Origin of the sequence: Mesorhizobium sp. LSJC269B00 (assembly GCF_000502815.1) — a bacterium.
Lineage (GTDB): Bacteria > Pseudomonadota > Alphaproteobacteria > Rhizobiales > Rhizobiaceae > Mesorhizobium.
Genome location: NZ_AYVN01000011.1, coordinates 1 through 12,960 on the forward strand (window position 1 = coordinate 1; position 12,960 = coordinate 12,960).

Annotated in this window: 13 protein-coding genes and 3 pseudogenes; 6 read left to right on the forward strand and 10 right to left on the reverse strand. The window is 62.8% G+C overall.

Annotated elements, in window-relative coordinates; translation table 11 throughout:
- From X771_RS1000000167120 to X771_RS1000000167125, 6 genes and pseudogenes are all read left to right on the forward strand, one after another.
- Positions 1-391 (forward strand): annotated as a pseudogene (locus X771_RS1000000167120) (transposase); the annotation flags it as partial.
- 369 nt (positions 392-760) lie between these two features.
- On the forward strand, positions 761-1,393 hold the full coding sequence (locus X771_RS07465) for a DUF4142 domain-containing protein (protein WP_023689422.1): 633 nt from the start codon (positions 761-763) through the stop codon (positions 1,391-1,393).
- A gap of 75 nt (positions 1,394-1,468) precedes the next feature.
- Positions 1,469-1,825, forward strand: coding sequence for a hypothetical protein (locus tag X771_RS143070; protein WP_023685250.1), 357 nt, complete (start codon positions 1,469-1,471; stop codon positions 1,823-1,825).
- 39 nt (positions 1,826-1,864) lie between these two features.
- The gene (locus X771_RS143065; RefSeq protein ID WP_031202956.1) at positions 1,865-2,305 is read left to right on the forward strand and encodes a hypothetical protein; all 441 of its coding nucleotides are present in this window, start codon (positions 1,865-1,867) and stop codon (positions 2,303-2,305) included.
- Between the two features lie 203 nt (positions 2,306-2,508).
- Positions 2,509-2,715, forward strand: coding sequence for a hypothetical protein (locus X771_RS143060; protein WP_023673164.1), 207 nt, complete (start codon positions 2,509-2,511; stop codon positions 2,713-2,715).
- 317 nt (positions 2,716-3,032) lie between these two features.
- A complete protein-coding gene (locus tag X771_RS1000000167125; RefSeq protein ID WP_023689424.1) occupies positions 3,033-3,206 on the forward strand; it encodes a DUF3606 domain-containing protein in 174 nt (57 codons plus the stop codon).
- Positions 3,207-3,459: 253 nt separating this feature from the next.
- Here the strand turns inward: X771_RS1000000167125 and X771_RS1000000168305 are convergent, their stop codons facing one another.
- The 10 genes and pseudogenes from X771_RS1000000168305 to X771_RS143025 all read right to left on the reverse strand — a co-directional run bounded on the left by X771_RS1000000168305 (position 3,460) and on the right by X771_RS143025 (position 12,959).
- A complete protein-coding gene (locus tag X771_RS1000000168305; protein WP_155927361.1) occupies positions 3,460-3,627 on the reverse strand; it encodes a hypothetical protein in 168 nt (55 codons plus the stop codon).
- Between the two features lie 572 nt (positions 3,628-4,199).
- Positions 4,200-4,492, reverse strand: a pseudogene (locus X771_RS01000000165275) (Rieske 2Fe-2S domain-containing protein).
- A gap of 27 nt (positions 4,493-4,519) precedes the next feature.
- Positions 4,520-5,614, reverse strand: a complete 1,095-nt coding sequence (locus X771_RS143055) for a fatty acid desaturase family protein (RefSeq protein ID WP_023685252.1) — start codon at positions 5,612-5,614, stop codon at positions 4,520-4,522.
- A gap of 118 nt (positions 5,615-5,732) precedes the next feature.
- Positions 5,733-6,908: an aldose 1-epimerase family protein gene (locus X771_RS143050; RefSeq protein WP_023673170.1), complete on the reverse strand. Its 1,176-nt coding sequence runs from the start codon at positions 6,906-6,908 to the stop codon at positions 5,733-5,735.
- Positions 6,902-7,699, reverse strand: a complete 798-nt coding sequence (locus X771_RS143045; RefSeq protein ID WP_023689425.1) for an ATP-binding cassette domain-containing protein — start codon at positions 7,697-7,699, stop codon at positions 6,902-6,904. Before X771_RS143045 ends, X771_RS143050 begins: the two co-directional genes overlap by 7 nt.
- Positions 7,696-8,700 carry an ABC transporter permease gene (locus X771_RS143040; protein ID WP_050586906.1) on the reverse strand — a complete coding sequence of 335 codons (1,005 nt, stop codon included), beginning with the start codon at positions 8,698-8,700 and terminating at the stop codon, positions 7,696-7,698. Before X771_RS143040 ends, X771_RS143045 begins: the two co-directional genes overlap by 4 nt.
- Positions 8,701-8,761: 61 nt before the next feature.
- On the reverse strand, positions 8,762-9,703 hold the full coding sequence (locus X771_RS143035) for a substrate-binding domain-containing protein (RefSeq protein ID WP_023689426.1): 942 nt from the start codon (positions 9,701-9,703) through the stop codon (positions 8,762-8,764).
- 55 nt (positions 9,704-9,758) lie between these two features.
- On the reverse strand, positions 9,759-10,673 hold the full coding sequence (locus X771_RS143030) for a sugar phosphate isomerase/epimerase (protein ID WP_023689427.1): 915 nt from the start codon (positions 10,671-10,673) through the stop codon (positions 9,759-9,761).
- A gap of 26 nt (positions 10,674-10,699) precedes the next feature.
- Positions 10,700-11,862 (reverse strand): annotated as a pseudogene (locus X771_RS01000000165280) (Gfo/Idh/MocA family oxidoreductase).
- Positions 11,863-11,897: 35 nt separating this feature from the next.
- Positions 11,898-12,959, reverse strand: a complete 1,062-nt coding sequence (locus X771_RS143025) for an ABC transporter ATP-binding protein (protein WP_023689428.1) — start codon at positions 12,957-12,959, stop codon at positions 11,898-11,900.
- Position 12,960: the final 1 nt, after the last annotated feature.

The following is a 12,960-nucleotide window of genomic DNA, read 5'->3' on the forward strand; positions in this document are numbered from 1 at the left end:
TACCTCATCCTCGATGCGCGCTACGAGAAGGTGCGTGAAGCCGGTGTTGTCATGAGCCAGGCGGTGCTGATCGCGGTCGGCATCGACTGGGACGGCCGGCGCCAGATCCTGGCCGTGGAGATGGCCAATCGCGAGAGCCGCTCGGCCTGGAAGGACTTCCTCGTCGGCTTGAAACGACGCGGTCTCAAGGGGCGTCGAACTGGCCGTGTCCGACGACCATGCCGGCCTGGTCGCGGCGATCGGCGAGGTGATCCCGGAAGCAGCATGGCAGCGCTGCTACGTGCACTTCCTCAGGAACGCGCTCGATCATCTGCCGAGGAAGCACGGCGACGACTGCCTGCAGGAATTGCGCTGGCTCTACGACCGGCGCGATCTCGCAGAGGCCAGGGCTNAAGCTCGCTCTGCGCCAAGCCGCATGACCAGCATCATGGCCGCCCCATTTTGCAGAACTTGACGCACACAACCAAGTTTTCATGGGCCTGTCGGACAGGTCTGCCACGACGCGTGACCCACGGCGACGGGTCGGCAAACAGCGCACTCCTGCGCATCCACTGGGCTTACGAAGTCGGTCGGCTGCTCTGCGATCATAGTGCCTTGTCGGAGAACCGCGCTGAGCTCCGCGCAGTCACCGGTCCTGCAATACGGCCGGATCTATGATCAAAGCGCTGAGCAGGAGCCATTCGGGGTCTACGCCTGCCGCCCGGTATTTATTGTCACAAAAAGGGGAACAACGGCAGCTCGGCCGTGTTGGGAGCACAACATGTATTTCGTCAAAGTGCTTTTGGCTGCGATCGCCATCGGTCTCATCAGCCCGGGGGCAATGGCTCAGACCGCGACGACGTCCCCGCAGGAATTTGTCAAAGCAGCTGCGAGTTCAGACATGTTCGAGATCCAGTCGAGTGAGTTGGCGCTGCGGAAATCGAAGACATCACGAGTGAAGGAATTCGCTCGCATGATGATCAAGGACCACACGAATTCTTCCAAGCGGCTCATTGCGGCGGCAAAGAAGGACGACGTCGCAGTGGCACCGGAGATGACAAGCAAGCATGCTGCCCAATTGGAAGCATTGAGCAACGACAGCAGAGGGGCGTTCGATAACGCCTACGTCGACGCCCAGGTTGCAGCGCACCAGGAAGCCCTGACGCTGATGACCTCCTATGCGGAAAACGGTCAGGAAAAACATTTGGCGGCCCATGCGAAAAAGACCGCGCCGGCTCATCCGGCAGCATTTCAAACATGCCCAGCAACTGAGCAAGAGCGGTTCTCAGGGCTGAGTGGATCTGGCCACGACGTTGGTTCTTCGCGGCGCTGTGGAGTCTGTGCCAACCCTCTGGCACTGCCTCCGCCCCCAGGGACGCTGCAACCTTCAAGCGGTCGTCGATGCAGGCTCTAAAGGGTGCGTCGCTCAGGTAGTCCGGCGTGCAAGCACCAGCGTCGTCGAATTTGCCAAACGAACAGGAGACCTGACATGCCAAAGCAAAACGAGACCTCGCATTCGAGACGAAGTGACTTCGCCAATGATGAACCCATTCGCCCGGAGGATGCCGCCGTGTTGGACAGCCCCGTGGGCCACGAAGACAGGCACGGCGCGGAGCCAGGTTTCGGGGGAGCCGACGATGTCGACCAGCCGATCGGCGCAAGGCCCCGCAGCGAAATTACCGGTCGTCATGATGAAGGGGCAGGCGCCAATGAGACGATCGACGGCTTAAGCGAAACCGAGGAACTGACCCGCAGCTACGCCGAGGACATACCAACCGGTGACAATGATGAGGAGGAGGAAGACATCCCTGTCTTCGAAAGAGGCCGAAGCAACACCGAACTCTGAGCGCGCCAGGTTGAACCCCGCACGGTGAGGAACATGACAATGAGCACATTCGGACTTCGGGTTGCGTCTTTGGGGCTCCGGGCTTTTTTGGGACTGGCGGCCTCGCTGACTTTGGGCGTCGAGGCATCTGCGCAGACAAGTCAGCCCGCGCAGCAATCCGGCGACTCGTCGCAAACAGCCAAGCAGGGTCGACTGCCGGCGCAAGGATCGTCGCCGACCGGCAAGGATGATGTCGGCGTTGACGTCTCGCTCGGCCGGCCGGAGGTGAAGCAACAGGTTGCAAGACATCTGGGAGTGGCTGAGACCGAGTTGCCACTGGCGGTGCACGTGCCGATCGCGCTCGCTTCGCAAGTCTGCGGGCAAGAGGTATTTACCGCCCGCGCCAATGTAAACCGAAGCTGCACCGCGACGAAATTCATTCCGGAAATCGCCGAGGCGGCACGCAACCATCCACAAACCTCCGCGGTACCGGAGCAGTAGCACCGAAAATGTCCGAACCCGGCGCGACGGTCGTGCCATGCTTACCCGAGGGTAGCGCTCCAACCCGGGGTAAATCAGCCAGCCCCACCGCCGTCTGTTTTTGGCGGCATGCATGATGGCGTTCGCCGCCATCTCTTAACCAATGTGAATGCTGTTGCTCCGCAGCCACGCTACGAGATCCTGTCCGAAGCGGAGGCAGGCAGATGCCACTGGAATCCCTGATCGATCAATATGTGAGCAGCCGCAAGCGGCGGGGTCTTTTGTCGATACGGCACGCTCTCGAGGCGTTGAAAGAGGCCGTTCCGGCGCTGTCGATCGGCGAAAGCCATCTTGTCAATATGATCGCCGAGCGAGCGCTCGCCTTTGGCCTCGCCATCCACTTCGATCATTCCGGCGAGAATGCCGGGTAAGACATCCACGAGCGTCTGCTGATGCTACAGGACGAGGAACTCGGTGTTCGCGTAGCTTCATTGCCTGGTGGGCGGATCTTTCCGAGGCTGCTCCCATCCGTGTTCTGGGCGGGTGGTTAAAGTCGCCGAAGCGATGCCACGGCGTGCACCGAGCCCACCCCGGCGTTGGACAAGCTCCCCCAGCTTTCGCCAGTTGGAGCTTTCGTCTACTCGCAGCAGCCCTAGCGAGGCTCGATCAGCCTCCGCGTTGGGCGGTCTCGGGTTTTGCTCCAAGGGGGCGGTTCGGGCCGGCGAATTGAGGTTGAAAGGAGAAGATGATGACGGACAACAAAACCGAGCGTGATTTTCGCGACAGGAACCGGGTCTCGTCCAACGAACGCAACGAATTCTTCCATTTTGCCCAGCAGAACGGCATCACGCCTGAGCAGGTGATGGAGCTCATCAAAGCCGCCGGGAATGACCGCGCCTCGTTGCGGCTGCGAAGGAATTGAAATCAGTTTCCCGGGGCGGCTCGCTTACGGCATGAAGCCTCGCTGCCGAGGAGAACCTTGAGCCGTGGTGAGAATTTGAGTGTAGCATCATCCTGACGCACACGCGGAGCAGGTCGAGCGTGAAAGTGAAAATTGTACCCCTGCCCAACATGCGGCAAGCGCTGGAGGTTCGAGGCTGCGCAGATCGGCTATGGTCACCCCGAACCATAATCCACTCCAACCCGAGTCCTGGACGCACGGCGTGGCACCGAGCCTACTTCCTGCCGTCGTTCAATAATAATCCCGCGCCGCAGTCAGCCAGCGAGATCACCGTCGTCTGCCGGACGCGTGTCGGCTTCCAAACTGACAACGCACAGCCTTTGTAGCGACGCTTTCCAGCCACGATCACCTGCGCAGCTTTGCCGCGCTCGCTGCGCACCAATAAATTCCATCTCCTTCCCTCACACTGATCTTGTTCAGGCGGTCGTTTTGCCGCTGCGGTAGGCGCTGTCCTTCCGCTTCGATCGCGGTAGCGCCCAGTATCAACGCTGCCAGATCAAACCGCACAATCAGCACCTCAAAGCTGATCAGCAGAAGCAGCAGTGAATCAGGACCTCGTCGATCAGGGTCAAAGGGCCAAGCACATATGTCTGGGCACGGTGACCGTGGCATAGCCGGCGCTGCAATGACGGCGTCGGTGCCCGTCTTGTGGAGCCGGAAAGCCCAACTTAGAAAACAGTCGGCGGTGCCGATCTCGAAGAAATTCTAGCCCGGCACGGTGAACAGGCTGGGGGCCGCATCGCGATCTAGGGTTCAGCACAACTCCGGCGGCATCGAGACGATCGACCTCAGCCCGGTCGGCGGCCCTCGGCCACGTCCATGACCAGCACGCGCAGCATGGTCAGCTGGCGCTTACCCTCCATGGCGCGCCCGTCGGCGACGGTCTGTCTCTTTCGGCTCAGGAAAACGTCACTCTGAGTTTGCTAAACGCGGTGCTGGACCGGTTACCACGCGTCAGATCTGGATCATCACCTTGCCGGCCTCGATTCTCATCGGATAGATCGCGAGCTTGACGCAGACCGGCGCGCCCTTGACCTGGCCGGTCGCAGAGCGGCCAATGTGCTTCAAGGCATTCGATGACGTCGTCGATCACCAGCCCTTCGGCTAGATGCGCCTTCTCATGGGTCCAATATCCGTCGGTGGCGAAGAGCTCGTCATCGGGCGAGCGGCAAACCGCGAGGATCGAAGCAGATGACATCCTCTTCCTCGATGTCATCGACCGCGCACGCTTCAATCCAGTCGGCCATCTCCGGCTCCCGCACCATCCGCTATGGCTATTCAGCCGCCGCCGACATATCCACCTGGTGAAATTCGCCGCGATAGGGTCTGGCTGTCGGCGGCAATTCGCGCTTGAGATAAAAATCCTCGTACCGCAGCTGCTTCAGCAGCACCGGCCAGACCTCGCGATAGGCATGCCACATCGACGGGTTCGCTACCGGCAGGTCGTGCTTGATCAGCTCGTGCAGCCTCGGCAGCGCATGATAGGGCACCATCGGGAACATGTGGTGTTCGACGTGATAATTCATGTTCCAGTAGATGAAGCGGCTGACCGGGTTCATGTAGACGGTGCGGGTGTTCAGCCGATGGTCGACCACGTTGTCGGCCAGGCCGATATGCTGCAGCAACCCTGTCAGCACCATGTGCCAGCTGCCATAGAGGCGCGGCAGGCCGATCAGCACCAGCGGCAGCAGCGACCACGTGAACAGCGCCAGCCCGACTGTCGCCGCATAGATGGCGACATGCCAGCGCGCAGCGATCACCGCCTTGTGCTGCTCCATCTCGGGGATATAGCTCTTCTCTTCATCGGACAGCTTGCCGAACGCCTGGCGCACCAGCGCCGGCAGCGAATAGCGGAAATCGAGAATACCGGTGAAGGCGAGCGCCGCCCGCAGCAGATCTGGGGGGCGCATGACGGCGATTTCGGCATCGCGGCCGACGATGATGGTATCGGTGTGATGGCGGGCATGGCTCCAGCGCCATTGCACGGGGTTGCGCATCAGCATGAAGCTTGAGATCTGGTAGACGACATCGTTCATCCAGCGCGTCCGGAACGCGGTACCGTGGCCGCATTCGTGCCAGCGCGAGTCGCTGGACGAGCCGTAAAGCACGCCATAGACGAACAGGAACGGCACCACCCACCACGTGGCCCAGAACCATACGATGCCGGCGGCCGACACCAGGATCGCGGCGACCCAGATGATCGTGTCGCGGATCGCCGGCCCGTCGGAGCGTTGCATCAACTCCTTGATCGCCTTGCGCGGGACATCGGTGTGATACCATTCGGCCGAAGCCAATCCGGTCTCAATGGCGCGCTTGGTGCTTTCACCGACCAGGCTGTAGTCGCGCTTCCTGCTTGCCGTCATCGTCATCTCCGCTTTCCCGCCTGCGCTCCGCAAGGGCCGCCTGGGGCCGGCCGGGCCGCGCCTGCTTCCGTATTCCGGCGCACTTCCCGCCCGCCGCGGCAACCGATCGTGCGTTTCAAGCCGGTCACGCCTGCAGTCTCGCAAAAGCGCCCGACGGCGCAGGGTAATCCTGTTGCGGCTGCCGGGCGATCGACCCTATCCTCGCTTCCGCTTGGGCGATCTGGCCGGCACCGTCGAGCACCCGGAACACGGCGTCATAGGAGCGGCTTTCGCCATGGTCCAGCCAGATCATCTCGCCCCGTTCGCGCGCGGCGAGATTGCCCAGAACATGATGCGTCGAAGGTTCGATTCCCAAGGCATATAGGCCGGCCTGGAAGTTCTGCCACTGATAGGTGCAGGGCAGCTGATCCTTGCGGGTAACGACCTCGAAGCCGAGGCCCAGGTGGTCATTGACGACGGCCACCGGCACCTCGCCCGCCGCATCGGAGCCAAGCTCGTGCTCCCAGACCTGCTCGCTGAACCCCAGCTGCGGCGCCGGCACGGTTCGGTAGCCGACTTTCTGCGCCTCGTAGCGTTCGCCGGCGTGCGCCGCCCAGACGACATCCCGGATCGGCGCCAGGTAGCGCGAACCCTCGTCGAGCAAGGGATGGCTGACATTGACGTGATAGAAATACATATGCGGCGTGCGGCTGAAACCGTGATTGACGACGCGGTCCGACAGGCGGATCTCGCTGCCGCCGACATCGGCCTCGATGCGGCGCAGCAAATGGAGATCCTCGCCGAACACGGTTGCCTGCTGGACGATGCCTTCCGCCCACAGCACGCAGCGGTCGCCGTCCCAGGCCTCGCCGTAGCCGGTCAGCCGCGCCGGCACGGTGCCGATGCGGCCATGCAGCGAGTGCAATACCCGCTTGCGCCCGGGATAATTGTAGCTTTCGGCCGGCACGTCTTGCCGGCCCAGTATATGATCGAGGCCGCAGGTGACGAGCAGCCCCGAGAACGACCGGCCAAAGGCGAAACCGTCCTCCCCTTCATGCTCGTGCAGTCCGGGGTGGCGAAAGCCGCTCGGCGAATGCCAGCCGATCGCCTGGCCCCGGAAGTCGCAATCGGCGATATCAAGCGCCCGGTCGACCAGCGCCGTGAAGCGCAGGCCGGAGCCGGTGCGGAACTCGAGCATCCGGATGCCGCGCTCCACGCCGTCGCCGAGCGTCATAAGCCGCACACCGGCAAACTGCGACAGCATGCCGGACCGCTCGGCCACCTGCCTTCGCGACAGCGTCTTGCCGTAAAGCTCTACCATGCGACGTCCTTCACTTTGCCCGCCTCCTTGAGCAAGGCCGACATGTCGGCGCCGGTGATGATGCTTTCCACCGTCAACAGGTCGGTGTCGGCGACCGTCTGTTCCGCGACGATTTCGCCGCGGCGCATGACGATGATGCGGTCGGCGACCTGGAACACGTGGTGGATGTTGTGGGTGATGAGCAGCACCGAGTGGCCGGCGTCGCGCACCTCCTTGACGAAGCGCAGCACGCCGTGGGTTTCCTCGACGCCAAGATTGTTGGTCGGCTCGTCGAGTATGATCACCTTGGCGGCGAACTGCATGGCGCGCGAGATCGCGATCGATTGCCGCTCACCGCCCGAGAGCGTGCTCACCAGTGCATCGGCATCGAGCTTTTTCGAAATGCCGACCCGCTTCAGCAGCGCCGAGGCGGCGTTGCGAAGCTTGGCGAGGTCGAGGGGCGCGAACACGCCGAGCCAGCCGAAATTGACCGGCTCCCGACCCAAGAAAAGATTGCGCGCGATGCTGAGGTCCGGCGCGAGCGATGTGTCCTGATGGATAGTCTCGATGCCGAGGTCCATCGCGTCGCGCGTCGAGCGGATCGACGCCTTCTCGCCGCGCACGAAGATGTCGCCGTGGTCGGCCGGGAAGACGCCGGAGATCGCTTTGATCAGCGTCGACTTGCCGGCGCCATTGTCGCCAAGCAGGGCAACCACCTCGCCTTCGTTGAGGGTGAACGAGGCGTTCTTCAGCGCACGCACGTTGCCGAAGGACTTTTGCAGGTCTTGCAGACGCAGCACTTCCATCGTCAGCTCCTTGCGGCGTTCTTCTGCAGCAAAGCGTGCAGGATGAGCATGGCGAGGATGATGACGCCGACGAAGATGTTGTATGCCAAGCCCGGCACGCCGATCAGCACGATGCCGTTGCGGATGGCGCGCAGCATCAGCGCGCCGACGATGGTGCCGAGGATGGTGCCGCGCCCCCCAGTGAGCGCCGTGCCGCCGACCACCACCATGGCGATCACTTCGAGTTCGTAGCCGGTGCCGGCCACCGGCGAGGCGGCCGAAATCCGGAACGCGCTGATCATGCCGGCCAGCCCGGCCACCACCGAGGTCAGGATGAACAGCCAGATCTTGACCGCGTCGGCCGGCACGCCGCGCGCCACCGCTGCGTTGCGGTTGCTGCCGATGGCGCTGATCCAGTTGCCGAGCTTGGCGTAGCGCAGGATGTAAATCGCCAGCAGCGACAGGCCGATGAACCACCAGAGCGAGGTGTAGAACCGGAACGAGCCTACATTGAAGCTGCCGGCAAGCAGCGTGACGAAGAAGCCGGGCTGGTCCCACGACTTCAGGGGGAATCCCTGCGTGATGTAGAGCGCCGCGCCGCGCACGACGAGCAGCATCGACAGCGTGACCAGGAAGGAGGAAATGCCGATCTTGGTGACGATCAGCCCGTTGATGGCGCCGATCGCGATGCACAGCACAAGCCCGGCCAGGAGGGCGACGCCGATGTCGATACCGCCATTCTGCACCAGCAGCATCACCACGACGGGCGCAAGGCCGAACACGGCGCCGACCGATAGATCGAACTCGCCCGCCGTCAGCAGCAGCGTCATGCCGAGAGCGATGATGCCGAGCTCGGGCAGGAACGCCATCATGTTGGATATGTTGAGCGGCGACAGGAAGTTGCCGTCGGCGATGGCGAACACCACGAGCAGCACGATGAGGATGATGAGCGAGGAGAATTGCGGCGAACGCAGCAGCGCAGACCTGCCCTTCGCTCGCTGCGTGTCGTCGTCTGCTGTGATTGCCATATCTGTCAGGACCATGCGTTTCGTCCGGCGCCCGCCATTTCGGGGCGGGCGCCGATTGTCGTCACTTGTTGTAGAGTTTCAGGATCGGCTCGACGCTCGAGGCGTCGTAGAGGCTGAATGTGTGAATGTCGTAGCCGATCGGCTCGCCAGAGGCCGCTAGCCCGAGCAGCGCCACCGGCATGAAGCCCTGCGCCGACGGGTACTGCCAGGCCGCAGCATTGACGAAGCCGGACTTGACCGCCTCGGCCGTCTCCTTTGAGTTGCCCCAGCCGACGACCGGGACCTTGCCGGCCGACACACCGGCCCCGTCGAAGACGCGTTTGATGCTTGCTGCCACGGAATCGCCCAGTGCAATGATTGCCGGCGGATTGTTGGCGACCATGTAGTCGGTCATCTTGGCGATGATGCCGGCCGGGTCGGTGCCGCAATCGACCACGTCGTACTTGATGCCGAGCGGATCGAAGACGCTGGCGATGCCCTCGGTCTCGAGCTGCTGGTAGCTGGCGCCCGGCACTTCGACCGGCAGGAACACCTTGTCGCCCTGCTTCACCATCTTGTGGTCGACGAGATACTTGGCCCAGATGACGCCCGCTTCCCTGAGGTCGGCCCCGACATAGGCCTGCCGCCCGGTCGCCGGATCGTCGGTGTTGAAGAACACGATCGGGATGCCGGCGGCCTTGGCGGCCTTCACCTCCTCCGTCCACAGGCCGGGCTGAGCCGAGGTGGTGGCGATGCCGTCCGGCTTGGCGGCGAGCGCCGAGTTGAAAGCCTCCTTCTGCGCCGCCATGTCGCCGCCGCTGAACGAGATCTTGCAGGTCACCTTGAGCTGGTCGCAGGCCTTGGTTGCGCCGGCATTCCAGTCGATCCAGAACGCGTCCGAAGGGCCACCATGCGACAGCAGATAGAAGGTCTTCTGGCCGTCCTGCGCGAATGCCGGCAGGCTCAAGGAGACCCCGGCCACCAGCGTTGCCGCAGCAGCCACTTTCAATGCGAATTTCAACATTCATTCCTCCCTTGGTTGGAGTTGCGCCGCCATGCGCCGGCGGCGCAACCGGCGCTCACAGGCCGTTGGCGCGGAACTTCCCGTCGAGGAATTTCTTCGCGCGCGGCACGTCGTCTTCCGAGAGATGCTCGATGATGACCGGGATGTTTGGGTGCTTTTCCGCCAGCCGCTGCAGATAGAGATCGTAATTCAGCGACCCCAGCCCGGGCGCCGGCAGCTCGATCTCGCCGACGCCGCGGAAGGTGTGGCTCTCCATCGCATCCTCGTCGCCGATGTCGGCATGCTTTTCCGACTTGTCGCTGCCCGAACGCTTGACGTCCTTGGCATGCGCGATCTTGATCTTGTCGGTCAGCGTATCGAACACCTGGTTCAGGATCTGGTCCATCCTGTCGATGTTGTGGGTTTCGAAATAGTTGGTCGGATCCATCAGCAGGCCGAGGCCCGGATGGTCGACCTGGGCGAACATCTTCACCGTCTCCTCGACCGAGCCCACGACGTTGTTGACGTAGGTCTCGAGGAGGAAGACCGCGCCATGGTCATAGGCGGTCTGGGCAAGCTCGGCGATCACCTTGCGGCATTCCTCGAATCCTTCCTCGGTCTTGTTCTTGGGATGATGGACCCAGTCGGATTCGGTGTTGTAGGTGCCGGTCTCGGAGATCACGTAGGGCGAGCCGAAGCTGCGGGCGTTGCGGATGATCTCCTTGAGATAGCCGACGCGCTTGTCGCGCTCGGCCTTGTCGGGATGGATGATGTTGGTGTAGCCCGACACGCAGCAGATCGGCAGGTTGTTGTCGCGGAAGACGTCGCGCACCTGCTTGGCCTTTTCCTCAGTGATCTGCCCGGCCGACAGATCGATATCCCTAAAATGCAGGTCGAGCTGCACCGTGTTGAAACCGAGCCCGCGGATCTTCTTCGCCGTCTCTTCGAGGCCGTACGGGAAATAGCCCGTGAAAATACCTGCCTGCATCATGATGTGAATTCCTCCCTGTAAGCGATTCAGTTGGCTGATTTTATCGAGATTTCGGAAAGCTTGACGGTGCGGCCTTGCGCCATCGAGCGATAGCCGGCCTCGACCAGCGCCATCGTCTTGACGTTGTCGGCCACCGATAATGCCGGCGGCGCGCCTGTCTTTACCGCATGCTGCAGTTGCTCCATGACGCCGATGAAGGCATGCGGGAACCACATCGTGTCCCAGCTCGGGCTGACCCATTCGCCGCCGGTCGTCTCGGTCGAGGCATAGGTCAGCGTCGAGGCCACGCCTTTCGGCCAGCCGATCGTGCCTTTGGCGACACCCTTGGTGCCGTCGACGCGCCAGTTGATGTGCTGGTCGTCCAGATAGCCCTCCTGGCGCGGTCCGGACCAGACATCCTCCAGCGACACGGCGAGCACGCCGGAGGGAAAGCGCAGCGTCGAGACGGTGATGCCGTCNCATCCTCCAGCGACACGGCGAGCACGCCGGAGGGAAAGCGCAGCGTCGAGACGGTGATGCCGTCGCTATGCTCGAACGCCGTGCGCGGGTCCTTGCGTGTCAGCGTGGTGATTTCCGAGGGATCGCCGAACAGGAATCGCAGCACGTCGAGATGATGCACGCTCATATTGGCGAGCGTCAGCCGGTCGTAATCCTGAAGGAAAGTCTGCCAGTGCGGGATCGCATGCATGTCGATCTGCGCGAAGACGATGTCGCCCAGGGCGCCGCTGTCGATGATCTGCTTCAGCACGCGCATCGACTGGTCGTAGCGCATGTTCTGGTTGACCGAGAGGATCTTGCCTGACTTAGCTGCCTCGTCGCGCAGCTTCACGGCTTCATCGACCGACAGCGCCAGTGGCTTCTGCGCCAGGATCGCCTTGATGTGAGGCTGCTTCAGCGCATGGCGGATCAGCGCCGGCTGCAGATCGGGCGGAAACGCCAGGTCGACGATCTCGATCTCGGGATTCTCGATCAGCTGTTCCGGTGTGTCGTGGACGGTCGGGATGTCCCAACGCGCGGCGACCTTCTGCGCATTGGAACGGGTGCGCGAGGCGATCGCCACCACGTTGAACCCCGCTTCGCGATAGGCGGCAAGATGGCATTCGGCCATGATCATGCCAGCGCCGATGCAGCCGATACGGTATTCTTTCGTGCGGACCTTCACGTCCGGCTCGAAGCCTTCGCTCGCCATGTCTTCCTCCCGCAATTCTGTTTTCGCAGCCGCGATCATCTCGCCAACGCGCCTCCGTCCTGCCCGAAATAATGCACCCGGGCCGGCTCGCAGGATATCGCTACCACCGCATCCGGCCTGATGTCGGGCTGGCCGCGCAGCAGCGCCTTCAGCCGCGCCTCTCCGGCGGCGAGCGTTACCACCGTGTAGCCGCCAAGCGGCTCGACCTCGAATACGCGCGCCGGGCGGCCAGCGCCCCCGTCGACCCAGGGCCGGACCTTGATGTCCTCCGGCCTCAGCCCGATTTCGATCGCGTCGGCCGGAGCAGCGCGATCGTCGATGCTGACCGTGCCTTCGGCGGCCTCGACGCCATCTTCGCCGCGAACGGATTTAAGGATGTTCATCATCGGCGAACCAAGCAGTCGCGCCACATAGGTGTTCGCCGGGCGGTCGTAGATCTCGGACGGGGCGCCGATCTGTCGGATCCTCCCATTCTCCAGAATCGCGATGCGGTCGGCGATCGACATCGCCTCTTCCTGGTCATGGGTGACGTAGATCAGCGTCTTGCCGAGTTCGCGCTGGATGCGCTTGAGCTCGACGCGCGTTTCCTCGCGCAGCCGCGCATCGAGCGCAGAGATCGGGTCGTCCATCAGATAGGCGTTCGGGTCGCGCACCAGGGCCCGGGCTATGGCCACGCGTTGCCGCTCGCCACCGGAAAGCTGCGCCGGCGGCTTGTGAAGGATGTGGCCGATATGCAGCTTGGCGGCGACGTCGGCGACACGCTTCTCGATCTGGGCCTCGGCGACCTTGCGCTCGACCAGCGGGAAACGCACATTTTCGCGCGCGCTCATATGCGGGAACAGCGCCAGGTTCTGGAACACCATGGCGACATTGCGCTCGGCCGGAGAGACGGTGTTGACCGGTTTGCCGCCGATCAGGATCTCTCCGGCGTCAGGCGTCTCCAGCCCGAGCACCAGGCGCAGGATTGTCGATTTGCCCGCCAGCGGCGGCCCGAAGAAGCAGAAGAATTCGTTGTCATTGACGGTGAACGAGGCGTCGTCGACGGCGAGCGTCGTGCCGTAACGCTTGCTGACATTGCGAAAGACGATATCGGCCATG

Coding starts and splice junctions, on each gene's coding strand:
- X771_RS07465 (WP_023689422.1), top strand. CDS start 761: ATGTATTTCGTCAAAGTGCTTTTGGCTGCGATCGCCATCGGTCTCATC.
- X771_RS143070 (WP_023685250.1), top strand. CDS start 1,469: ATGCCAAAGCAAAACGAGACCTCGCATTCGAGACGAAGTGACTTCGCC.
- X771_RS143065 (WP_031202956.1), top strand. CDS start 1,865: ATGAGCACATTCGGACTTCGGGTTGCGTCTTTGGGGCTCCGGGCTTTT.
- X771_RS143060 (WP_023673164.1), top strand. CDS start 2,509: ATGCCACTGGAATCCCTGATCGATCAATATGTGAGCAGCCGCAAGCGG.
- X771_RS1000000167125 (WP_023689424.1), top strand. CDS start 3,033: ATGACGGACAACAAAACCGAGCGTGATTTTCGCGACAGGAACCGGGTC.
- X771_RS143055 (WP_023685252.1), bottom strand. CDS start 5,614: ATGACGATGACGGCAAGCAGGAAGCGCGACTACAGCCTGGTCGGTGAA.
- X771_RS143050 (WP_023673170.1), bottom strand. CDS start 6,908: ATGGTAGAGCTTTACGGCAAGACGCTGTCGCGAAGGCAGGTGGCCGAG.
- X771_RS143040 (WP_050586906.1), bottom strand. CDS start 8,700: ATGGCAATCACAGCAGACGACGACACGCAGCGAGCGAAGGGCAGGTCT.
- X771_RS143035 (WP_023689426.1), bottom strand. CDS start 9,703: ATGTTGAAATTCGCATTGAAAGTGGCTGCTGCGGCAACGCTGGTGGCC.
- X771_RS143030 (WP_023689427.1), bottom strand. CDS start 10,673: ATGATGCAGGCAGGTATTTTCACGGGCTATTTCCCGTACGGCCTCGAA.
- X771_RS143025 (WP_023689428.1), bottom strand. CDS start 12,959: ATGGCCGATATCGTCTTTCGCAATGTCAGCAAGCGTTACGGCACGACG.